Origin of the sequence: Thalassobacter sp. 16PALIMAR09 (assembly GCF_000765485.1) — a bacterium.
Classification (GTDB): domain Bacteria; phylum Pseudomonadota; class Alphaproteobacteria; order Rhodobacterales; family Rhodobacteraceae; genus Thalassobacter; species Thalassobacter stenotrophicus.
In genome coordinates this window covers 69,185-92,170 of sequence record NZ_JHAK01000005.1, presented here as the reverse complement: position 1 = coordinate 92,170, position 22,986 = coordinate 69,185, and the positions used below count along the sequence as shown (strand labels likewise).

Genomic DNA, 22,986 nt, shown 5'->3' with positions numbered 1-22,986 from the left:
GGCGGCGTTCGGAATTGAATAAGTGGAAATGTCGAACCGACCGTCACCATAAAGGGCGCAGGCTTGAGGCGTCGATCAGATACGCGCTGCGGGGTCAGTTGCCGACTGACGGGCAGTGACGCGCTCGCGGTGGATCATATACAGACCCGCCCCGATGATGATGGCAATACCCGCAAGGGCCATCGCATTGGGAAAGTCGCGAAACACCAAATAGCCCAGCAAAGTCGCCACGGGCAGTTCTAGGTATTGCAACGGTGCCAGTGTGGCCGAGGGCGCAAGCGACAGCGCATAGGTCATCATCATGTGGCTGAGGGTCGCGAAAAAACCGACACCAAATAGCCAAAGCCAGTTGATCCCTTGAGGCCAAACCGGATCGAGCATCGCGGAACCTGTGCCCTCTGCCAGGATCATGACCGGCAGGCACAGCAAGCTGGCGATCAGGCCCGTGTGGAACTGCAACGCAACCGGGTGCATCCGCCGCGACAGACCGCGCGTGACCAAAATGTAGAACGCAAACCCCACAGCCGTGCCCAGCGGGAACAATGCGACTGCGCCAAAGGCTGCAAAACTGGGCTGGATCACACACAGGACCCCCACAAACCCAACCATCGCGGCACCCACCCTGCGTGGACCGACGTCTTCGCCGAGATAAAACTTTCCAACCAAAAGCACGATGAAGGGCGCCAAAAACACAATCGCCAACGCGTCAGCCAAAGGCATCACTCGGATCGCGGCGATAAAGCAAAAGGTCGAGGCCAGCAAAAGCGCGGCACGTGAGACAAGGGCCAACCATTGCCCTTGCGCGACATGCAGCGACACGCCCATGATCCAGACAAACGGCGCCATCAAAACGCATTGCACCAGAAAACGCGCTGTCGTGATTTGCCCCACCGGGACGCTGTCTGACGCCAGTTTGGCCGCCACATCCAAGAGCGGGGCTGTAACGCAAAACCCCAGCATTAGGGCGACACCGGCAAGGATGCGATCGGTCGACGGGGTGTAAACTGTGGCTGTGCTCATGAAACCCGGCTACAGGCTCTGCCCTACGCGGGTCTGTTCATTTAGCGACAATCACGTGTCGGCTTGGGCCGCATCGGCCAAGGCCTGTGGCCGATGAAGGAGCGCGGTTTATGCCGCCCCTTTCCACTCCACTGGCGTTAGGTACACCATGCTATCGTCCACACTCACCATGACTTCACCATCCTGAATATTCACCTGAAGCTTCATGGTCCGGCTTGCCAACTTTGCCAGGGCGTCCGTGTCGGCCTCTGCCAAATTCACGACCTGCAAATTATCAAACCGAGTGGTGCTGTTCTTCACCTTATCCCACCACATCTCGGCCGTTTTGCCGCCGTAGGGATAAAGGATCACCCTGCCCGCCTTGCCACAAGACTGACGGATCACCTTCTCACTTGGCAAACCCAAGGCCACCCAAACATCCAGCTCGCCGCTCAGGCTTTTTTGCCAAATGTCCGGCTCATCATCCGTGGAAAGCCCCTTCGTCATTTCCAGATGCTCATGCGCGTTTAACGCAAAGGCAACAAGGCGCACCATCAGACGTTCATCCGTCTCGGAGGGATGCTTGGCCACGGTCAGCTTATGGGTCTCATAGTAGTGCCGATCCATATCAGAAACTGAGAGTTCGACTTTATAGATGGTGGCTTTCTGCGCCATGACTTGTCCCAATCCTGCAAAGATTGGGATGCCTACTCCGTCTCGCGTCCTTTGGAAAGAAGGCTATGATCAAGGACCTGCCAGAAGGTTTGTTCCGATGCCGCAAGGGCCCGGTGTGCAGGAAGGTGATTGGTCTGGTGTTGACCGCCCCGACAAACGCCGGAATATGCCCAAAGGGCGCAAAATGATGGGAATACGCGGAATGTCTGAAAAAGTGAATTTCACAGCCATGAAGGACGGCAGCCGCGAAGAGTATGAAATGCTCGAAGCCTTGGAAGAGGTCCACCGAGCCGGAACCGCAGACCGGTTGCTGCGCGAGCTTGCGACCCAAGCCGAAGAATCGCTCAGCGGGTACCAGATCACGCGGTTAGAACACGGGTTGCAGGCGGCGACGCGTGCACGCAAGGCGGGCGCCGACACCGATTGGATTGTTGCCGCCTTGCTGCATGATATCGGTGACGGATTGGCCCCGCAAAACCACGACAAGTTCGCCGCAGAAATCATGCGCCCTTTCCTACGCGAAGAGGTCACATGGGTGGTTGAGCATCACGGCATTTTCCAAATGTACTACTACGCCCATCATTACGGCTGGGATCGTGAGCTGCGCACGCAATACAAAGACAACCCGTTCTATCAATCATGCGTGGATTTTTGCGAGCATTGGGATCAGTCCAGCTTTGACCCCGAATACCCGAATGACCCGTTGGACAGCTTTGCAGAAATGGTTCACGAGGTTTTCTCGCGCAAGGCCTTTGATCCTGCCCATATACAGCCCGGGAAAGTGATCGGCGTTCCGGCCTAATGATCTGAAGCACCGCATCGCAATCGAACGGCACACAGCCATTTGGCCGATAGACTGGTCGCAACTATCCGTAAGCCGATACTTACGGATAGTTGCTGAAGCATCATTACGCCGCTGCGATCTGCTTCTTGGGGTCATAGAACGGACGCTCCACAACTGTTGCGCGCGTCGGGCCAGACATGGTCACGACCTCAACCTCTGCCCCCAACACGGCCGCATCTGCCGCGACCATAGCAAGCGCAATGTTTTGCTTTAGACGCGGCGAATACACAGCCGATGTCACTTTCCCAATCGCCTCACCGTCTTGATTGATATTCCAGAAGGTTGTGTTCGGGCCAGTCAGAGGGTCGCAATCAATCACCAACCCGACCTGTTTGCGCGCGGGTCCCTCTTCCTTGATCCGACGCAAGGCTGCCTTGCCGATGAAAACCGCCTCCATCTCTAGGTTGACCAGACGATCAAACCCCAACTCAAACGGGTTCGTATGAATGTCAGCATCCGCGTGATAGGACAGCATCCCTCCTTCAATTCGGCGGATCGACGACGTATGCCCGGGCTTCAGCCCATGTTGCAGTCCTGCGGCCATAATCCGCTCCCACAGGGCGTCGCCTTGGCTGCCGTCGCGCAGGTACAGCTCATAGCCCAGCTCGCTTGACCAACCGGTGCGTGAAACGACCAGCGGGATACCATCCAGCTCTAGCTCCCGCAGCCAATAGTATTTCAGATCCATGATGCTTTCACCAAATAGCTCCTGCATGATGAGGCCCGATTTGGGCCCCTGAAGCTGAAGCGGCGACACGTCGGGCTCATGGATTTGGACGTCCATCCCAGCGAACACGGCTACACCCTGCGCCCACAAAAGGATGTCGCTGTCCGCCAACGAAATCCAAAAGTGGTTCTCGGCCAAACGCAGCAGGATCGGGTCGTTTAGAATACCTCCCTCCGCATTGGTGATCAGAATGTATTTGCACTGTCCCACGGCCATCTTGGACAGGTCCCGCGGCGTGAGCATTTGCACAAACTTTGCCGCGTCCGGGCCGGTGATCTCAACCTGCCGCTCAACAGCCACATCACACAGGATCGCATCGTTCACGAGGTTCCAAAAGTTCTGTTCGGGGTCACCAAAGTCACGGGGAATATACATATGATTATAAACAGAAAAACCCTTTGCACCCCACCGCACGGTCGCATCAAAGAAAGGGGATTTTCGGATTTGCGTGCCAAAGCCAAAGTCGTCTGCTTGTGTCATATTTTCGCCCTCATAGCAGGTGGCCTGACCGGCCAGATGTGTCTTTAAACCTGCTGAGGATTTAGATTGAAAATCTGAGGGGAGAAGGCCCGAAATTGGGTTATTTTCAGTCCAATCAGACCAAGAAATAGGCCCATCACAGACCGTTTGGTCGGATGCACCTATCTGCCGATGATAGCGCCCAATTTAGTAAGGCTCGGCTGACTGGATTTGACATGGCGCGTTGCGATGTAAGTCATGTACTTTTCAATCGCGAGGTCAGCAGACAACATGTCATCCATCAGTGCTTGGAACGCGGCCAGATTGGGCGTGACGATCGTCATGACATAATCCATGCCGCCGCCGGTCGCGATACAGTGGATGACTTCATCTAATCTCCGGATGTGATCCTCGAAGCGGTCGAATTCGACCTTTCGATGGGACCCGAGGGATACGGTCACAACGATCTGTGTAAAATCTACGATCCGTTCTAGCGCCAAATCCGCGTGATAGCCGCGAATGTAACCCGCAGCCTTGAGCCGATCGAGCCGCGCCCAACACGGCGTCGCGGAGAGGTTTACCAAAGCGGCCAGCCGCGTCTTGCTCAGCTGCCCATGCTGCTGAACGGCACTCAGGATACGAATATCCGTAGCATCAAGGCTCAGCTTTTTCATGCTCAGATCTCTCATCGGCTCATGCGGCCATATTGCGGCGGCTCTTTTGACCTAGCGCCGATTGTCCCTGCCAACAACATCGGACGTAAAACGGCACAAGGCGCCAGCATGACACCACACACCGCACACGTTTATTTTGCGCGCGCCAAGATTTTCTGCTTTACGGTAACTTTCAAGGCGAGGTCATACAGACCCTTAAGGCGCGTAGCATGACGAACAAAAAGATCCGCAACATGGAAGAATTCGCAACGGTTAGCGGATTGTCTCGCCCGACGGTATCCAAGTATTTCAATGACCCGGGCAGCGTCCGGGCCAGCACACGCCAACGAATTGAGGCCGCCCTAGAGGCGCACGAATACCGCCCGAATATCTATGCGATGAACCAGAATCGCAAACTGACCAAGACCATTGGCATTGTGGTGCCCCTGCTGACTGACCCCTATTTTGCAGAGATCGCCCGCAACCTAGAGCAACGCTGTATCGCCGCCGGATACCGCCCCACATTGTTCAGCTCGCACGGCGACCCCGCCCTAGAGGTTGAAGTGTTGGACACATTGCGCTCTCTCAAACCTGCAGGCGTACTACTTGCGCCGTTGGGGCGGGCGTCCGACCACATCGCGCTCGAGAAATTCTGCGGTGACGTTCCGACCCTAATCTTTGACAGCAGCGTCGGTGAAATGGGCCTGTCGTTCGTGGGCTCTGACAACTTCCAATTCACCCGCCACATTACGGACTACCTGTGCCGCACCGGTGAGCCACCCTGTTTTTTCGAGATGAAAACACCCGCCAATCCGAACGCACACCGCCGCCGTCAAAGCTATCTGAACGCGATGGAAGCGTTTGGACATGCACCCAACGTGATTTCGATCGAAGGCGAGGGTTGGGGCTTTGAGGAAATTGGCCGCTTGGGCGGGCATCAAGCGCTTGAGCAGGGGCTGTTTTCGACCAACACGGTGCTGTGCAGCAACGACCGTTTGGCCATCGGCTTGCTGACCGCGTGTTGTGAGAAAAAAGTAACCGTGGGGCGCGGCCCTGACACCTCGATTCGCATAGCAGGACAAGACGGCCACCCCCATTCGCGCTACACTTGCCCGCCGCTCACGACCATTTCACACGACTATGACGCCGTTTCCGAGACCGCCGTAGAGGCTTTGTTCGCCGTAATCGATGGCGCGGTATCCCCTTGGAAAAGCACAAGACTTGAAGGCCGCCTGATCCTTCGAGATTCCGCGTGAGATCAAAATAATTTACGCGCGTAAATTTTTGATTGACGCAAAGCACGGCTCCTCTTAACTTTGATGGACAACATCCAATCAGGGAGGATCAGGGATGTCTATTAAGAGCGCACTTTGTGCGGCAACGGCATTTACGCTGGTAACAGCTGGCGGTGCATTTGCAGACGGCCATTCCGCAACGATCACCATCGCGACCGTGAACAACGGCGATATGATCCGCATGCAGGGCTACACCGACACATTCACCGAACAGACCGGCATCGCGGTTGAGTGGGTGACACTCGAAGAAAACGTACTGCGCCAGCGCGTGACAACGGACATCACCACCAAAGGTGGCGCGTTCGACATTATGACTATCGGCATGTACGAAACACCCATCTGGGGCGCAAACGGCTGGCTCGTGCCGCTGAACGACCTGTCCGCTGAGTACGACGCAGCCGACATTCTGCCCGCAATGGCCGGTGGTCTTTCCCACGACGGCACATTGTTCGCAGCGCCTTTCTATGGCGAAAGCTCGATGGTCATGTACCGCACAGACCTGATGGAAAAAGCCGGTCTGGAAATGCCCGACGCCCCATCGTGGAGCTTTATCGCTAAAGCCGCACGTGCCATGACCGATCGTGAAAACGACATCAACGGTATCTGCCTCCGCGGCAAAGCCGGTTGGGGTGAAGGCGGCGCGTTCATCACAGCGATGTCCAACTCCTTTGGCGCACGCTGGTTCGACGAAGAGTGGAACGCACAGTTCGACACACGTGAGTGGTCCGACACGCTGAACTTCTACAAAAACATGATGGACGACGCTGGTCCCGAAGGTTTCGCAACCAACGGCTTCAACGAAAACCTGTCGCTGTTCAACCAAGGCAAATGCGGCATGTGGATTGACGCCACTGTTGCTGCGTCCTTCGTGACGGGCGACGACTCGACTGTTGCGGACTCCGTAGGCTTTGCGCTTGCACCCGACAACGGCATGGGCAAACGCTCCAACTGGTTGTGGGCATGGGCGCTGGCCGTTCCCGCTGGCACCCAGCAAGAAGCAGAAGCCAAGCAGTTCATCGAGTGGGCCACATCCAAGGACTACATCGAACTGGTTGCTGCAAACGAAGGTTGGGCAAACGTTCCTCCCGGTGCGCGTACATCGCTGTACGAAAACGCCAACTACCAAGCGGTGCCTTTCGCTCAGATGACACTGGACTCGATCCTGTCGGCTGATCCGAACAACTCGACTGTGGACCCCTCTCCCTACGTTGGTATTCAGTTCGCAGCGATCCCCGAGTTTGCCGGTATCGCAACTGAAGTGAGCCAAGAGTTCTCCGCGGCCTACGCTGGACAGCAGTCCATCGAAGAAGCCCTGGAAAAAGCTCAGGCAATCACGAACGAAGCTATGGAAGCCGCTGGCTACCGCTAAGCGACTTATACCAGAGGGCGGGCCACGCGCTTGCCCTCTGGACACTCTCTCTCCTCTTCCTTTTTTCTATTTTATGCACTCCTGCGGCTCGTCCGCTAACGATCGAGGTATAACCAATGGCCACCAAAGCATCCCGATCCGCCGCCCGCGTTATGATGGCGCCCGCCGTGGTCCTGCTCTTGGGCTGGATGTTGGTGCCCTTGATAATGACCCTGTGGTTCTCCTTCACCAAGTACCTGCCCCTGCGCGGCGACAGCATTGAGCGCGGTCTCGATTGGGTCGGTTTTTCGAACTACAGCCGCTTTATTTCCTCCAGCGCCTTTTGGCCCAGCGTTCAGACCACGCTCATTATGGTGGGCGGCGTGCTGCTGATCACCGTGGTTCTTGGCGTGCTGCTGGCCATGCTGCTGGATCAGCCCCTGTGGGGCCAAGGCGTTGTCCGTATCCTTGTGATCGCACCGTTCTTTGTGATGCCCACCGTGTCTGCGCTGGTGTGGAAAAACATGCTGATGGACCCTGTGAACGGCATCTTCTCGCACCTGTGGCGCTTTTTCGGGGCGGAACCCGTGGCATGGCTACAGGATGCCTCTCTTACATCGATCATTATGATCGCGTCATGGCAGTGGCTGCCCTTTGCCACGCTGATCCTGCTGACAGCGATCCAGTCGCTTGACAGCGAGCAGCTGGAAGCCGCCGAAATGGACGGCGCCCCTGCCCTGAAACGCTTTTGGTTTATCGTGCTGCCCCACCTTGGCCGCGCCATTACCATCGTCATCCTGATCCAAACGATCTTTTTGTTGTCGATCTTTGCAGAGATCTTCGTCACCACCGGCGGCGCCTTTGGCACCCGCACCCTGACCTACCTGATTTTCCAGCGTGTCATTGACAGCCAGAACATCGGGCTTGGCTCTGCGGGCGGTGTCTACGCCATCATCCTTGCCAACATCGTTGCCATCTTCTTGATGCGCATCGTCGGCAAGAACCTGGACGCTTGAGGGGCTACGCACATGGCACGCGCTGTAACAACCAACCGCAAGATCATCACGACCGCCGTCGCATGGACGATTGCACTGATCCTGTTCTTTCCAATCTTTTGGACCATCCTGACCAGCTTTAAAACCGAGGCACAGGCGATCAACGACCCGCCCTTGTTCTTCAACTTTGACTGGACGCTCGAAAACTACGCGGTGGTGCAGGAACGTTCTGACTACATGAAGTTCCTGTGGAACTCGATCATCATCGCGGGCGGCTCGACCATCCTCGGCATCCTTATCGCGATCCCTGCGGCATGGTCGATGGCGTTCGTGCCCTCGGTCCGGACCAAAGACATCCTGTTGTGGATGCTCTCGACCAAGATGTTGCCTGCGGTAGGTGTGCTTTACCCGATCTCGCTGATCTTTGTGGAGTTCAATCTGCTGGACACACGCCTTGGTCTGATCGTGGTCCTGATGCTGATCAACCTGCCGATCATCGTCTGGATGCTCTATACATACTTCCGCGAAATACCGGGTGAAATCTTGGAAGCGGCCCGTATGGATGGCGCAACCCTGCGCGATGAGATCCTCTACGTGCTGACGCCCATGGCGGTCCCCGGCATCGCATCAACGCTGCTCCTGAACTTCATCCTCGCTTGGAACGAAGCCTTCTGGACACTCAACCTCACAGCGGCCAACGCGGCCCCTCTGACAGCCTTTATCGCAAGCTACTCCAGCCCCGAGGGCCTGTTCTTCGCCAAGCTTAGCGCGGCATCCACGATGGCCATTGCGCCAATCCTCATCCTTGGCTGGTTCAGCCAGAAACAACTTGTCCGAGGCCTGACCTTCGGCGCGGTGAAATAAGGAACCCGAACGATGGGACAGATTGAACTTAAACAGGTTACCAAAAGCTTTGGCGACGTTCAGGTCATTCCACCTTTGGACCTGACCATCCATGACGGTGAATTCACCGTGTTTGTCGGCCCCTCGGGTTGTGGCAAGTCCACCCTCCTGCGGCTGATTGCAGGGCTGGAGGACATCACCACCGGCCATATCGAGATCGACGGCAAGGATGCAACTGCCCTGGTGCCCGCCAAACGCGGTCTGGCGATGGTGTTCCAATCCTATGCGCTTTACCCGCATATGTCGGTGCGCAAGAACATCGCCTTTCCGCTGCGGATGGCCAAGATGGACAGCGCCGAGATCGACAAACGCGTGAATGCCGCGGCAAGCGTCCTGAACCTGACGGACTACCTTGATCGCCGCCCCGGACAGCTGTCCGGTGGTCAGCGTCAGCGGGTCGCGATTGGCCGCGCCATTGTCCGTGAGCCCGCAGCCTTCTTGTTTGATGAGCCGCTGTCTAACCTTGATGCCGCCCTGCGCGTTGGTATGCGCCTCGAAATCTCAGAGCTGCACAAACGGCTTGAGACGACGATGGTTTATGTGACCCACGATCAGGTCGAAGCCATGACCATGGCCGACAAGATCGTCGTTTTGCAGGCCGGTGTGATCGAACAGGTCGGCACTCCGCTTGAGCTGTACCGTGCACCGCGTAACACATTTGTTGCGGGCTTCATTGGCTCACCCCGGATGAACCTGATCGAAGGCCCCGAGGCCGCCAAGCACGACGCCACCACTATTGGCGTCCGCCCCGAACATATCGACGTCGTCGAAAGCGGTGGGCAATGGCAGGGCACCGTTGGCGTGGCCGAGCATCTTGGCTCCGACACCTTCTTTCACATCCACAACACCGGCCTTGCAGAAACACTGACCGTGCGTGCCATCGGCGACGTGAGCCTGCAACATGGTGACACGATCCACCTGAACCCACGTGCCGATGAAATCCACCGGTTTGACGCTCAGGGCCTGCGGATTGCGAAATGAGGCTAAAGGGTAAAACCGCGCTGATTACCGGTGCCGCGCGCGGCATCGGTGAAGCCTTTGCCCGGGCCTACATCGCCGAAGGCGCACGCGTGTGTATCGCCGATATCGACATCGAACGTGCCCGTGAAACAGCCAATGCTATCGGCGCAATCGCGATCCAAATGGATGTCGCAGATCAGGACAGCATCGATGCAGGTGTCGCCGAGGCGATTGCCCAGATGGGCCAGATCGACATCCTTGTGAATAACGCGGCCCTCTTTTCCGCCGCCCCCGTGATCGAGATTGAGCGCGCCGATTTTGCCCGCATCTTTGACATCAACGTCGCGGGCACCCTGTTCACGATGCAGGCCGTGGCAAAACACATGATTGCGCGCGGTAACGGCGGCAAGATCATCAACATGGCCAGCCAAGCCGGTCGCCGCGGCGAGCCATTGGTCGCGGTCTACTGCGCAAGCAAGGCTGCCGTGATTTCGCTGACGCAATCGGCGGGCCTAAACCTGATCGAACACGGGATCAACGTAAACGCCATCGCTCCCGGTGTGGTCGATGGTGAACACTGGGATGGCGTGGACGCCTTTTTCGCCAAACACGAGGGCAAAGCCCCTGGCCAGAAAAAGGCCGAAGTGGCCGCCGCTGTGCCCTTTGGCCGGATGGGCCGGGCCGAAGATCTTACTGGTATGGCCGTCTTTCTGGCCTCCCCTGACGCAGATTATGTCGTTGCACAGACTTACAATGTCGACGGCGGGAATTGGATGAGCTGATGAATACGCAAAACCTGCGCAGCACGCGGACCAAGCTATCGAATGCCACACTGGGCGCGTTGCCTAAGGATATCGTAACGCCTCGTTACGACCGCACGGCCCTGACCCCCGGCATCGTCCACATTGGCGTGGGCAATTTTCACCGCGCGCATCAGGCGTGGTATCTGCACCGCTTGATGCAGGCGGGTGACGCACTGGATTGGGCCATCGTCGGCGCAGGTGTCCGCCCCTTTGATGAGGCACAACGCCAGAAGCTTGCACAGCAAGACTACATGACCACGTTGGTAGAGTTGTCCCCCGATGGACGCTCAGCCGAAGTCGTCGGATCAATGATCGATTACCTGCCGATTGAGCCGGGCAATGGTCCGCTGATCGCACGCATGGCGCAACACGATATCCGTATCGTGGCCCTTACGGTGACCGAAGGCGGGTACTACATCGATCCGGTGACCAAAGCGTTTGACGCTCAACATCCCGACATGATCCATGATGCAGCCAACCCCAACACGCCGAAAACAGCATTCGGTGCAATGGTTGCGGCCCTGCGCGCACGGCGCGACGCGGGCCTTGGCCCCTTTACCGGGATGAGCTGTGACAACCTACAAGGCAACGGCGAAATCTTGCGCCAAACGGTCGTATCGCTGGCCCGGATGTCCGACCCGGTGCTGGCCGAATGGATCAATGATGCCTGCACCTTCCCCAACTCGATGGTGGATTGCATCGTGCCCGCCACAGGCCCCCAAGAGTTGGAGCTGATCCAGACCTTTGGCGTGGATGATGCGGTGCCCGTGACCCATGAGAACTTTCGCCAATGGGTGATCGAAGATGCCTTTTGCGCGGGCCGCCCCGCGTGGGACAAGGCGGGCGCGACATTCACCGACGCCGTCCATGATTTTGAAGCGATGAAAATCCGCATCCTCAACGGTGGGCATCAGATAATTGCCGGGGCTGGTGAGATGCTCTCGCTTAAGACAATCGCGAATTGCATGGGCCATGACAGCGTCGCGGCTCTGTTGTCCAAGGTCACCCATACTGAGATCGTTCCCTTGGTCAAAGCCGTCCCGGGCATGACGCCCGACGCCTATACCGATCTCATTGCGCGCCGGTTCTCAAACCCCGAAATCGTGGATACGACCCGACGCGTGGCTTTTGACGGGGCCTCCCGCCAGCCCGGCTTTATTGTGCCGACCATCCGTGACGGTCTGGCTGCTGGCACGCCGGTTGAGGGGCTCGCACTCGTTTCCGCCGTTTGGGCACGCATGTGCGAAGGCACCCGCGAAGACGGCAGCACGATTGAGCCAAACGATCCTTTCTGGGACGATCTGAACACAGTGGCAAAAGCTGCCAAGACCGACCCAAAGGCATGGCTGGCGCAGAAACAGTACTACAACGACCTCGCGTCCGAGCCACGGTTTGCGACCGCGTTCTGCGAATGGCTTGAGATGATCTGGCGTGACGGGTTGGAACGCACTATCGCCGCATATCTCGCGCGCTAGGCTTGCGAATTTTGTCTAAACGAGCGCCCAGATGACCCAGATCACGCCTGAGACACTGGTCCAAAGGATCAAGACCCTGAGCGGGCGAGACCGCAAGCTGATCGCAATTGCGGGCGCGCCCGGTTCTGGCAAATCGACCTTGGCAGAGGATTTGGCACATCAGCTTGGCCCAACCGCCGCCGTGATGCCGATGGACGGGTTCCACCTCGACAACGACACCCTGCACACCATGGACCTGTTCCACCGCAAAGGCGCGCCCGAGACGTTTGATGCCGACGGTTTTGTCGCACTGATCAAACGGTTGCGCGGCGAGGACACCGTGCCCTACCCCACATTTGATCGCGACGCCGACCGGACTGTTCCCGACGGCGGGCAGATCAACGAGACTACGCGCATTATGCTGGTTGAGGGCAATTACCTTTTGCTGAACCAATCCCCTTGGGACAGTCTTGCGGGTTTATTCGACATGACCGTGCGGTTGGTCGTAGATCATGAAACCCTCGCGGCGCGGCTAATCACACGCTGGATTGACCACGGCCTCAGCCCAGAAAATGCGCGGGACCGAGCACTTGGCAATGACATGGTCAACGTGCGCTATGTCGACGCCCATTCTTTTGACCCCGATTACGTGATCCGCTCAAGCTGAGGCGGTGCCGCGCTGCAATCGCGACAGAAGAACCGGGGTCAGATACATCGGAATTTGGTAGCAGCCGACGAAGATCATCAACGGCGCCGCGACCTCTTCCGGTAGGACAATCAAGAACAGCGCGATGTTGCGATTGCCTGCGTAGATCGCAGTTGGCACGGGGATGTCCCAGTTGCGCGCCTGCGATAGGCGCACCGTGACCACCACCAGCACTATATTGATGGCCAGCGCCGCCAACAGCCAGCCCACCAAGGCCAATGGATCGCTGCGCAGCAGTGGGCCAATCGCGCTCATCAATCCAACAACCACGATGGCCAGCAAAAGGGCGGCGCAGCCGTCCAACGCGCCTTGGGGCCGCGGTGCCGACAAGGCTGGAAAGGCACGGCGCACACCGAACCCTGTGCCCACGGCACATAGGATCGCGACCAACAACCCAAACGACAAGCCAAGCGCGCTCAGCGCGCCGCCACCCGCGGGATCAAGGATCAACAGGACCGGCAAAGCCGTCAGAGGGAAGAGTGCCGTACCCAGCACCAAAAGCCGCATCCCCGGGGCAGGGTCTTGGCCCATCATGACCGCAAAGTTTGGCGCACCAGTCAGCGACGGTGCCGCTAGCATCAGGCACACCGCCAAGGCGATCGGCCAATGCAGCAGCCCGAAGACGCCAAGCACACCCACCACAACCAAGGGCAGGCCCGTTTGCAGCAGACCAATGCGGATCAGCGCGGGACGCAGATCATCCAGATGCCCAAGCGCCTGACGCACCCCGACCCGGATGCCCGTCACGCAAAGCAGAAGCGCGATGAGCGGCCCGACCCATGGACGCAATGCCTGTGACAGGGCCGGCACAAACAGCCCCACCAACAGGCCCGCAATCAGGCAATATCGCCCGTGGCGTGCGATCCAGATGAGGCAGCCCACCAAGAAATGCGACACCCCCTAGGGAGCCTGTCGCATATTTTCAGGCAACCACATCGCGATGTCTGGGAACCAGATCAGGACAAAGCACATCAGAACCATGATCAAGAACATCGGGAACGCCGCTCGGGTGATATAGCCCATCTCATGCTCCGTCATGCCCTGTAGCACAAACAGGTTGAACCCAATGGGCGGCGTGATCTGTGCCATCTCAACCACGACAACCACAAAGATGCCGAACCAGATGAGGTCAATGCCAGCCTCACGGACCATAGGCTCCACCACGGCCATGGTCAGAACCACCGACGAAATGCCGTCAAGGAACATGCCGAGGATGATATAAAACACCATTAGGATCATCAGGAGCTCAAACCGCGATAGCTCCATCGTGGCGATCCCGTCAGCCAGCGCGCGCGGCAGACCCGTGAACCCCATCGCAAGCTTCAAGAATGCGGCCCCTGCAAGGATCAGCGCGATCATTGCAGATGTCCGCGTGGCGCCCATCAAGCTCTCGGAGAACGTGCTCCAATTAAGGGACCCCTGTCCGGCAGCCAGAACCAACGAGCCGATCACACCGATGGCCGCCGCCTCTGTCGCTGTGGCAAGGCCCGCATACATCGACCCAATCACCACAAAGATCAGCAGTAAGACCGGGATCAAGAACCGCGAGTTCGCGAGCTTTTGAACAAAGGACATGCCGGTTTCTTGCTTGGGTGCCCAATTTGGCGACAGCCATGAATAGACCGCGACATAGCCCATGAACATCAAGGCCAGACACAGGCCCGGAAAGACGCCCGCAAAGAACAACTGCGTAATGGATTCGTTGACCGTCACACCGTAAACGATCAACGCCAGTGACGGCGGGATCATCAGGCCCAACGTGGCCGCCCCCGCCAGCGTACCGATGATCATCGCCTCCGGGTAGTTACGCGAGCGTAGCTCTGGGATGGACATCTTGCCCACTGTCGTCAGCGTCGCCGCAGACGAGCCAGACACGGCGGCAAAGACGGTGCAGCCCACGATATTGGTGTGCACCAGCCCGCCGGGCAGTCGCGCCAACCAAGGCGAGAGGCCCCGAAACATATCCTCGGACAGGCGGGTGCGGAACAGGATTTCACCCATCCAAATGAACAGCGGCAGCGCCGTCAGTGTCCAGCTAGAGGATGACGCCCAAATGGTGGTGATCATGGTGTCGCCCACAGGACGGCTGGTGAACAGCTCCATCCCGACCCAAGCGACGCCCATCAGGGCGAGGCCAACCCAGACGCCCGACCCCAACAACAGGAACAAAACGAAAAGGAACAGCGCGATTGCATAGAGTTCGTCCATCGGGCTACTCCGCGAAACTTTGATCGACGAGATCGCGCTTAATGCGGTGATCCCCTCGGAAGATGACATGAACAAGGTGATCCGTAAGCGAGATGGCCAAAATGCCCCCGCCGATCACCATGACGGATTGTGGTATCCAAAGGGGCGTGGCGTCCTGCGCTTGGCTGACCTCATTGAATTTCCACGACCAAAACGTGAACCAATAGGCATAGTAGGTGAAATACCACATCACTGCGCTCGCGATGCCAAAGCACCAGACCTCAAGCCAGCGGCGCGCGGCTTTTGGCAGCGCATTCAACACCAGCGACACGCGGATATGCGACCCACGGTTCAGCGCATTGGCGAAAGCAAAAAAGCTCGCGGCGGCCATGGAATAGCCCGCGTAGTTCGCCGCGCCGGGAAAAATCTCACCGGTCCAGCGGGCGACCATTTGTGCGACAATAAGAAGGAGGATCGCAATCAGACACAGCGCGGCCAGAACTCCGGCGGCAAGGTACAGAAAGTCGAGCGTGCGGCGCAGGCCGCGTAGGGCAGCGGTCATGGTACTCTCTCGGGCGTTTGGGAAAGGAAACGGGCCAGCCCTGGTGTGGACTGGCCCGAGAAAGTAACGATCTTATTGCGCGTTGTAGGCGTCGAGGATTGCGGCACCGGTTTCACCAGCGGCCTCCAGCCATTCGGCGGCCATGATCTCACCGACCTTGCGCAGATCGCCCATCAGTTGGTCACCTGCGGGCTGAACGCTCATGCCGCCAGCGGCCAGACCGGCCAGCGTGAAGCCGGTGTATTCCTTGGCGCGCCATGTACCCGCGTACTCAGCCATCGAGGCACATGCGTTGATGACGTTTTTGTTCTGCTCGGACACGCCTTCCCAGACGTCATTGTTGATCAGCATGTAATTGCGCGGCAACCATGCATCGACCGAGTAGAAGTGGCTCAGGCTTTCCCAGACCTTGCGGTCGTAGCCAGTTGCACCCGAGGACACCATGGATTCTGCCACACCTGTCGCAAAGGCTTGGCTGATCTCAGCGGCTTCAATCGAGACGGGCAGCATTTTGGTCAGCTCAGCCATACGCGCAGTTGCGTTGTTGTACGAGCGGAACTTGAGACCTTCCATGTCAGCGGCTGAGTTTACTTCTTTGTTGAAGTACAGACCCTGTGGTGGCCACGGAACCGAATACAGCATGGTCATGTTTTGCTCGGCCAAGAGCTCATTGAGGTGAGGTTTTGCCGCGGCATAAAGCTTGTCATGCTCATCAAATGACGACACGAGGAACGGCACGGAATCCCAGCCGAAAATCGCGCTTTCGTTTTGGTGGCCGGACAACAGACGCTCACCCAGAGGGACTTGGCCCGTTTGAACGGCGCGTTTGATGTCACCGCCTGCAAACAGCGAACCCGAGGGGTGTGTTGTGACTTCGATGTCGCCGCCTGTGCCGGTTGTCACACATTTCGCGAATTCAGCACCCGTTACAGAGTGGAAGTTTGAGCCGGAATAGGCCATGGGCAGGTCCCACTTTTCCTGCGCCATTGCAGGCATCGCCAGCATCGTGGTCGCCGCTAGAGCGACGCATGTTTTTGAGATTTTCGTCATTGTAGTCTCCCGGTTGTATCTTTTGTTTTTTGTATCGTTGCAGTTTTAGCCAAAGCGCATTGGATCGAAAGCGGCCAAATCGCTATTTACCGGCTGGTCCGCAACAAGACCTGCAACGATCCTTCCTGTTTTGGGTCCGCCGGTCAATCCAATGTGGTGATGGCCAAAAGCCGTGTACACGCCAGAGCCGCGCACCTGCCCAATCAGGGGCAAACTGTCGGATGGCGCAGGCCGGTGACCCAGCCATTCCACCTCGCCGGTGGCCTTTAGCCCCGGAAACGCGGATTTCGTGTGTTTGCGCAAAAGATCGAGCGCAGATTTCGAGGCCCCCGCCTCTAGCCCGCCAAATTCGACAACCCCAGCGCACCGCAGGCCCGCAGCCATCGGTGTGGCCACGAATTTACCACTCGCGACCATGATGGGGTGCGAAGGTCCGCCCGTCGCGTCCTCAAATATGATATGATAGCCGCGCTCCGTCTCAATCGGGATCGAAAGGCCTAGCTTTTTCATCAACGGCTTGGACCAAACGCCCGTGGCCAAAATGGCGCGATCACAGGGCATCGTGCCGGCGTTGGTTTGCACGGACGTGATCTTGTCGTCCGTCAGGTCGAAATCCTTGATCTCTGCTTGGATGATCTTGCCGTCCAACGCCTCGAACACCTTGGCGAGCGCTTTGACGTAGCCGCCCGGGTCGCGGATGTAGCCGTGGTCCTTCATGGTCGCCAAGAGGCCCACATCAGACGATAGGTTCGGCTCATATTCACGGATCTCGGCACCCTCGCGCAGTTCGGGCACAAAGCCCGCGTCATGGCGCAAGCCCCAAGTGTATGCGTCGCCCTCAAATGCCGCGCGGTTGGCGTAGGCAAAGGAATAGTCACAGTCGTTGACCCAATCCTGTGCGCCCGTATCCGCCACAAGCGATTTGTGCTGCGCCACTGTGTCGGCGACAATTTCTGTCAGCCCCTTTGAAATGCGGCGCGTGTCACTGTCGTTCGCGTTTGACAGGTATTTGAGCAGCCAAGGCACCAGCTTCGGAAAGTAGCCCCACTTCACGAACAGCGGAAAGTCTGGGTTGGCCAGCATGCCCGGTGCCTTGCGTACAAGGCCGGGTGCAGTGACGGGCGCCACAGAACAGGCCGCCAGAACGCCTGCGTTACCGTGAGATGTGCCCTCCCCCGGCGCAAGCCGATCAATAATCGTGACCTCAGCTTGTCCCATGCGCCGCAGCCAGATCCCCGCAGAGACCCCAACGATCCCTGCTCCGGCTATAATCACGTGTTCGGGCATGCTGTTCTCCGGCTATCCAAATCGCATTCAGTCCTGTATACAATTCAAGTCACAGCTTTGCGTGCATTACAAGGTCGAGACTATTTTTACGACGCTACTAAAAACGAGACGCTTTGAAACCTTTAAATCAAACCACAGATGACGCGGTCAGCACGATCTATGCGCAGCTGCGTGAAATGGCGGCCTCTTTTGCGTTCAAACCCGGCGAGCGGATCAACGAGTCCGCTCTATCACGCGCGCTTGGCGCAAGTCGCACCCCCCTACGAGAGGCCTTGAATAGGTTGGTAGCTGAAGGTTTTGTGGATTTTCACGCAGGCCGAGGTTTCTTTTGCCGCGCCCTTTCTGAGACGCGCATCCAGCATTTGTATGATGCGAGGGTCGCGATTGAATGTGAAGCGGTCCGCCAAGCCACTCAGCGGGCGCGCCCAGCTGACATGGATGCCATTGAATTGGCGCTGGATCAGTCGCACGACGAATATCAAACCTGCACCAATCCCATTCGCCTGATGGAACTGGATGAGGCATTTCACATGCAGTTAACGGCTCTTTCCGGGAACGCGGAATTGCAGAGCCTGCTCGCCACGATCTACGACAAAATCCGCTTTGTGCGCACTGCCGATTTGCGCCGTTTACAGGCCACGGGTCGGTCCACAACGCACCGCCACAAACGTATCATCGCGGTAATGCGCACAGGTGACGGCATGGCAGCATCCGAAGCCATGCGTGCCCACATCCAAGACCGCGCCCAACACGCGGCCGAGGCTGTGCGCCTTGCATTTGCAGATATTTACGCCCCGAAGGAGGCCTCCGAATGACCACACGAGGTGGAAAAACCGTCTTTGGCGCGAGCGTCGGGATCTTGATGCTAAACACACGCTTTCCGCGCATCCCCGGCGATATCGGCAATGCCGCAACATGGCCGTTTCCGGTGCACTACAAGGTCATTCCTGCGGCCACGCCCGACAACGTTGTACGCGGGGATGCCTCACCCTTGCTTGGGGCCTTTATCGACGCCGGGCGCGAGCTGCTTGAGTTGGGCTGCGACGGGATCGCGACCAACTGCGGGTTCCTTGTTCCGTTTCAAACCGAGATGTCGCGCGCCCTTGGGGTGCCCGTGGCCTCATCCTCTTTGCTACAGGCGCCGTTGATCCGGATGTCCCTGCCTACGGACCAAACGCTGGGCATTTTGACCATTTCGTCAGAAACCCTCACCACCGCACATCTAGATGCCGCGGGCATCCCGCATGATACACCCGTGGGGGGCACAGGGGCTGGGTCGCACTTTACGACACGCGTGCTTGGGGATGCCGAAGAAATCGATTTCGATCAGGCCCGCGCCGACAACGTCAATGCTGCCCTCCGCTTGGTCCATGACAACCCGAATATCGGCGCGATCTTGCTGGAATGCACAAACATGGTGCCCTACGCCGCCGATATCCGCCGCGCGACCGGACGGCCGGTGTTCTCGATCTATACCTACCTTTTGTGGTTCCAAGCGGGTCTTTTGCCCCGCAGATTCCCAACCCACCTAGATGACATCCCCTGGGCACCATCATGAGCGATCATCGTATCACCGAGATGCGCATACACTGCGTGTCGATCCCCGCACGCGCGGTGCACTCACACGGTTCCGGTGATGTCGGTGGTATCAACGTGGCCTTGTGTGAGCTGACAACCGACAGCGGCCTGACCGGCTGGGGCGAAGCCTCGCCTTGGCCCGTGTTCACCGGCACACAAGAGGGCGCAGCCGCGGCGCTGCACGTTCATTTTCGCCCCCTCGTGATCGGCCAAGACCCCGTCCTGGTCGAGCCGATCATGGCACAAGCCGAACGGGTGCTTGTCGGCCACCCAGAGGCAAAAGCTGCCCTTGAATGCGCCCTTTTGGACCTGACCGGACAAATCGCGGGCCTTCCCATCGCCGAGTTGTTGGGCGGGCGCGCGCGCGACAGCATGCCCCTCAGCTTTTCGATCGCGAACCCCGACTTTGACGCTGACCAAGCAGACGTCGCCCAAATCTGGGACAGTGGCGTGCGGATCTTCAAGCTCAAGACCGGGTTTGCGGACCATGCCTTTGACCTGATGCGGCTTGAAAAACTGCGCGACACGTATGGCGATGCGATCCGGTTGCGGATCGATTACAATCAGGGCCTGCCCGCCTATGACGCCATTCGCCATATCCGCGACCTTGAGGCTTTTCGCCCAGAGTTCGTCGAACAGCCCGTGCGCATGCACGAACGCGCCGCCCTTGCCGAGATTACCCGCGCCGTCGATGTGCCCATCATGGCCGATGAAAGCGTGTTCAACGTGCGCGATGCCCAACAGGCAACCGCTACGCGTATGACCGACATTATCTCGCTCAAGACCGCAAAATCCGGTGGCATCCGCCGTTGCCTTGAGATCGCGGCCATCGCCCGAACCGCTGGCATTGAGGTATACGGCGGCTGCATGTTCGAAACTTCGATCGCGCATATGGCGGGGGCACATTTAATGGCTGCGGTGCCTGATCTTACGCTGGGGTGTGAGTTCTACATGTCCACCTATTACGCCGAGACCGACATTGCCGAGACACCCTTCCCCGTGCGCGGCGGCCATGTCCACCTGCCCACAACCCCGGGTCTTGGCACAGCGCCCGACCCAGATGCCTTGGCCCGGTACCGCACCCGCCTTTTGAGCCACGGAGACAGCTAATGCCGATCACGCCCGAACCGATCCGAATGAATGGCGCCCGCGCGCTGTTGCATATGTTGGAACTTCACGGCGTGACCCATGTGTTCGGGCTTCCGGGCGAGACGACAATCGGCTGGTACAAAGAATGGCGCGCGCATTCGAATATTGAGTTCGTATTGACCCGTGATGAACGCACGGCCTCTTATGCCGCCGAGGCCTACGCTAAAATCACCGGTCGGCCCTGTGTGCTAGAAGCCCCAAGCCCCGGCGTAACCCATTGCACGCCCGGTATTACCGAAGCGTTCCTCAGCTCAGTGCCTGTGATCTTCTTCAGCTCGGATATTCCGATCAATCAAGACAAAAAGCATGGCCTGACAGGAGTAGATCAGACCGCCCTATACGACAGTATCTGCAAAGAATCTTTCGTCATCACCAACGTGGCTGAGATCCCATTTTTACTGCGCCGAGCATTCCGCGTGGCCACATCCGGGCGGCCTGCTCCGGTGCATATTCGCGTACCGATCAACATCTTTGATGAAGAGGCCGAGCTGCGCGATTTATATGCCGAACCAGAATACAGCCACTACCCGGCGCACCGGCCCGTCGCGGATCACGCCAAAATTCGCGCCGCCATCGACATTCTGTTGGCCGCCAAAAACCCCGCGATTGTCTGTGGCCAAGGCGGGCTGATTTCGGGGGCTACCGACGCCATCACCCAACTGGCCGAGCGGCTGCAAATTCCGGTGGGCACGACCACACCGGGCAAGGGCACCATCCCCGAGGATCACCCCCTTGCACTCCGGGTCATCGGTGGCCGCGGCGGGATGGAATATTCCAATGACTACGTCCGCGATGCCGATACGATCTTTTTTATTGGCACAAACACCGACAGCGCCGCGACCGATCATTGGACGCTCTATGGGGATGCGCATGCCAAGACCTTTGTGCATCTGGACATTGCAGAGGCGCATATCGGGAACAACTTCCCAGTGGATGTGGGCCTTGTGGGAGATGCGCGCGCAACGCTGGACTACATGCTCGAGATTTTGCACACCGAATACCCAGCCATAGATCGCGCGCCCCTTGACCTGACGCAGATGAAACGGACTGCACTGGACAAGGTGTTCAACGCCAATATCCCAATGCCCGAAGGCACAATTTCGCCGGTTAAACTGTCCCAAGCGCTGGACGCGCTCATGCCAGACAACGCCATCGTCACATCTGAACCGGGGGTGAGCGCGATCTACCCTTCCGCGCTTTTGACCTTTCGCAAGGCCGGACGGCGGTACATCACCAATTATTCGATGGGCGCGCTCGGATACGCGGTGCCTGCGGGTTTGGGGGCCGCCTACGCAGGCGACGGGCCGGTGATCTCGGTCACGGGCGACGGGTCACTCGGGTTCGTGCTGGGCGATATGGAGACGATCAAACGCTCCGGTAAGAACGTCACCATCATACTGACGCGCAATGACAGTTTCGGTTGGATCAGGGGCGAAGCGATCCTGCTTGATGACGTCGACGCGCCTTGGTCGACAGATTTCGGCGCGGTGGATTATCTGAAGGTGGCCGAAGGGTTCGGGTTTGAAACCGCGCGCATCACCTCTGAGGCTGAGATCACCCCGATCCTTTCGGCAGCCATCGCCAACCCCGGCGCGAACTTCATTGAAATGCGCGTGCCCACGCAGGATCAGATCGTGCCGTTTGTCCCCCGCTGGGTGCGTGCCGCGCGGGCCAAAAACCTGCCGCATTTTTACTAGGACACCTCAGGCCTCTTCGATCAATTCAGGGCCCCGTGCGCGGTTTGAATTGACGGCGCGGTCCACAGCGTGTCGGGCGATGCGCCCCTCTGGGGCTGCGTGCATCAAGCGTGCCGCACCGCGCCCGTCTTCGCCAAGCCATAGGGCCCAATCGTTTGGGGCGACAGTGACCGGCTCACGGTGATGGAGTTCCGCCATAGACGGTCCCGCCGCACAGGAGACAATCGCGCAGGTCACAAGGTCCTGCCATTCCTGCCAAATCCCCGCAAAAACCATAGGGCTGCCGTCCGCGTTGTAGAAATAATGCGGCCAGCGAAGGCCTTCATCATCCTTGGTCCATTCATAAAAACCAGAAGCCGGGATAAGACAACGACGGGTGCGGCAGGCCTCCCGAAAGGCAGGTTTGGTCGCGATGGTCTCGGCCCGAGCATTGATCAAAAGCGGACCATCGTTGGGTTGTTTGTACCACGCCGGGATAAATCCCCACCGCAGCGCCCGCAGACGCCGCGATTGTCCATCGCTGACGACAGCCGCAACCGGATTGGTGGGGCAAACGTTATAATTGGGGACCTCGGGCAAATCATTGCCCAAGGTCGCGTTGAACAAATGCGCCATGGCATCATGGGGCAGCGTATGTGCAAACCGCCCACACATC

At 58.3% G+C, this 22,986-nt stretch carries 23 protein-coding genes; 13 read left to right on the top strand and 10 right to left on the bottom strand.

Annotated elements, in window-relative coordinates; translation table 11 throughout:
• Window positions 1-75: 75 nt before the first annotated feature.
• A complete protein-coding gene (locus tag PM04_RS11540; protein ID WP_038006894.1) occupies window positions 76-1,020 on the bottom strand; it encodes a DMT family transporter in 945 nt (314 codons plus the stop codon).
• Between the two features lie 108 nt (window positions 1,021-1,128).
• On the bottom strand, window positions 1,129-1,674 hold the full coding sequence (locus PM04_RS11535) for a YaeQ family protein (protein ID WP_038006892.1): 546 nt from the start codon (window positions 1,672-1,674) through the stop codon (window positions 1,129-1,131).
• Between the two features lie 202 nt (window positions 1,675-1,876).
• On the opposite strand from PM04_RS11535, the gene PM04_RS11530 reads away from it, so the two are divergent.
• Window positions 1,877-2,476, top strand: a complete 600-nt coding sequence (locus PM04_RS11530; protein ID WP_038007175.1) for an HD domain-containing protein — start codon at window positions 1,877-1,879, stop codon at window positions 2,474-2,476.
• A gap of 106 nt (window positions 2,477-2,582) precedes the next feature.
• Here the strand turns inward: PM04_RS11530 and PM04_RS11525 are convergent, their stop codons facing one another.
• Together PM04_RS11525 and PM04_RS11520 are read right to left on the bottom strand one after the other, a co-directional pair.
• On the bottom strand, window positions 2,583-3,725 hold the full coding sequence (locus PM04_RS11525; RefSeq protein WP_038006889.1) for a glycine cleavage T C-terminal barrel domain-containing protein: 1,143 nt from the start codon (window positions 3,723-3,725) through the stop codon (window positions 2,583-2,585).
• Window positions 3,726-3,886: 161 nt separating this feature from the next.
• Window positions 3,887-4,378 carry an Lrp/AsnC family transcriptional regulator gene (locus tag PM04_RS11520; RefSeq protein ID WP_038007174.1) on the bottom strand — a complete coding sequence of 164 codons (492 nt, stop codon included), beginning with the start codon at window positions 4,376-4,378 and terminating at the stop codon, window positions 3,887-3,889.
• Window positions 4,379-4,587: 209 nt separating this feature from the next.
• On the opposite strand from PM04_RS11520, the gene PM04_RS11515 reads away from it, so the two are divergent.
• The 8 genes from PM04_RS11515 to PM04_RS11480 all read left to right on the top strand — a co-directional run bounded on the left by PM04_RS11515 (window position 4,588) and on the right by PM04_RS11480 (window position 12,782).
• Window positions 4,588-5,613, top strand: coding sequence for a LacI family DNA-binding transcriptional regulator (locus tag PM04_RS11515; protein WP_038006886.1), 1,026 nt, complete (start codon window positions 4,588-4,590; stop codon window positions 5,611-5,613).
• A 94-nt stretch (window positions 5,614-5,707) separates the two neighbouring features.
• Window positions 5,708-7,021, top strand: coding sequence for a sugar ABC transporter substrate-binding protein (locus PM04_RS11510; RefSeq protein WP_038006884.1), 1,314 nt, complete (start codon window positions 5,708-5,710; stop codon window positions 7,019-7,021).
• 116 nt (window positions 7,022-7,137) lie between these two features.
• Window positions 7,138-8,016, top strand: coding sequence for a carbohydrate ABC transporter permease (locus PM04_RS11505; protein ID WP_038006881.1), 879 nt, complete (start codon window positions 7,138-7,140; stop codon window positions 8,014-8,016).
• Between the two features lie 12 nt (window positions 8,017-8,028).
• Window positions 8,029-8,859, top strand: a complete 831-nt coding sequence (locus tag PM04_RS11500; protein WP_038006878.1) for a carbohydrate ABC transporter permease — start codon at window positions 8,029-8,031, stop codon at window positions 8,857-8,859.
• Window positions 8,860-8,871: 12 nt separating this feature from the next.
• On the top strand, window positions 8,872-9,879 hold the full coding sequence (locus PM04_RS11495) for an ABC transporter ATP-binding protein (RefSeq protein WP_038006875.1): 1,008 nt from the start codon (window positions 8,872-8,874) through the stop codon (window positions 9,877-9,879).
• Window positions 9,876-10,640, top strand: coding sequence for an L-iditol 2-dehydrogenase (locus PM04_RS11490; RefSeq protein ID WP_038006873.1), 765 nt, complete (start codon window positions 9,876-9,878; stop codon window positions 10,638-10,640). Before PM04_RS11495 ends, PM04_RS11490 begins: the two co-directional genes overlap by 4 nt.
• The gene (locus PM04_RS11485; protein ID WP_038006870.1) at window positions 10,640-12,136 is read left to right on the top strand and encodes a mannitol dehydrogenase family protein; all 1,497 of its coding nucleotides are present in this window, start codon (window positions 10,640-10,642) and stop codon (window positions 12,134-12,136) included. Before PM04_RS11490 ends, PM04_RS11485 begins: the two co-directional genes overlap by 1 nt.
• Before the next feature lie 31 nt (window positions 12,137-12,167).
• Window positions 12,168-12,782 (top strand): AAA family ATPase, encoded by a 615-nt coding sequence (locus PM04_RS11480; protein ID WP_038006867.1) that lies wholly within the window; start codon window positions 12,168-12,170, stop codon window positions 12,780-12,782.
• Here the strand turns inward: PM04_RS11480 and PM04_RS11475 are convergent.
• The 5 genes from PM04_RS11475 to PM04_RS11455 form a co-directional block, all read right to left on the bottom strand.
• Window positions 12,774-13,718, bottom strand: a complete 945-nt coding sequence (locus tag PM04_RS11475; RefSeq protein ID WP_081946072.1) for a hypothetical protein — start codon at window positions 13,716-13,718, stop codon at window positions 12,774-12,776. The two genes, PM04_RS11480 and PM04_RS11475, sit on opposite strands and share 9 nt — an antisense overlap.
• Window positions 13,719-13,721: 3 nt before the next feature.
• Window positions 13,722-15,029 (bottom strand): TRAP transporter large permease, encoded by a 1,308-nt coding sequence (locus tag PM04_RS11470; RefSeq protein ID WP_038006865.1) that lies wholly within the window; start codon window positions 15,027-15,029, stop codon window positions 13,722-13,724.
• Window positions 15,030-15,033: 4 nt separating this feature from the next.
• The gene (locus PM04_RS11465) at window positions 15,034-15,570 is read right to left on the bottom strand and encodes a TRAP transporter small permease (RefSeq protein ID WP_038006862.1); all 537 of its coding nucleotides are present in this window, start codon (window positions 15,568-15,570) and stop codon (window positions 15,034-15,036) included.
• 72 nt (window positions 15,571-15,642) lie between these two features.
• Window positions 15,643-16,620: a TRAP transporter substrate-binding protein gene (locus PM04_RS11460; RefSeq protein WP_038006859.1), complete on the bottom strand. Its 978-nt coding sequence runs from the start codon at window positions 16,618-16,620 to the stop codon at window positions 15,643-15,645.
• A 45-nt stretch (window positions 16,621-16,665) separates the two neighbouring features.
• Window positions 16,666-17,907, bottom strand: coding sequence for an FAD-binding oxidoreductase (locus PM04_RS11455; RefSeq protein ID WP_038006856.1), 1,242 nt, complete (start codon window positions 17,905-17,907; stop codon window positions 16,666-16,668).
• Between the two features lie 113 nt (window positions 17,908-18,020).
• On the opposite strand from PM04_RS11455, the gene PM04_RS11450 reads away from it, so the two are divergent.
• The 4 genes from PM04_RS11450 to PM04_RS11435 are packed head-to-tail and all read left to right on the top strand — an operon-like array spanning window position 18,021 to window position 22,331.
• A complete protein-coding gene (locus PM04_RS11450; RefSeq protein WP_234702867.1) occupies window positions 18,021-18,722 on the top strand; it encodes a GntR family transcriptional regulator in 702 nt (233 codons plus the stop codon).
• The gene (locus PM04_RS11445) at window positions 18,719-19,465 is read left to right on the top strand and encodes an aspartate/glutamate racemase family protein (RefSeq protein ID WP_038006854.1); all 747 of its coding nucleotides are present in this window, start codon (window positions 18,719-18,721) and stop codon (window positions 19,463-19,465) included. The genes PM04_RS11450 and PM04_RS11445 overlap by 4 nt, the downstream gene beginning before the upstream one ends.
• Complete coding sequence (locus PM04_RS11440) at window positions 19,462-20,595, top strand: mandelate racemase/muconate lactonizing enzyme family protein (protein WP_038006852.1); 1,134 nt, start codon at window positions 19,462-19,464, stop codon at window positions 20,593-20,595. Before PM04_RS11445 ends, PM04_RS11440 begins: the two co-directional genes overlap by 4 nt.
• Window positions 20,595-22,331 (top strand): thiamine pyrophosphate-binding protein, encoded by a 1,737-nt coding sequence (locus tag PM04_RS11435; RefSeq protein ID WP_052068450.1) that lies wholly within the window; start codon window positions 20,595-20,597, stop codon window positions 22,329-22,331. Before PM04_RS11440 ends, PM04_RS11435 begins: the two co-directional genes overlap by 1 nt.
• Before the next feature lie 6 nt (window positions 22,332-22,337).
• On the opposite strand, the gene PM04_RS11430 is transcribed toward PM04_RS11435, so the two are convergent.
• Complete coding sequence (locus PM04_RS11430; RefSeq protein ID WP_038006850.1) at window positions 22,338-22,985, bottom strand: SOS response-associated peptidase; 648 nt, start codon at window positions 22,983-22,985, stop codon at window positions 22,338-22,340.
• Window position 22,986: the final 1 nt, after the last annotated feature.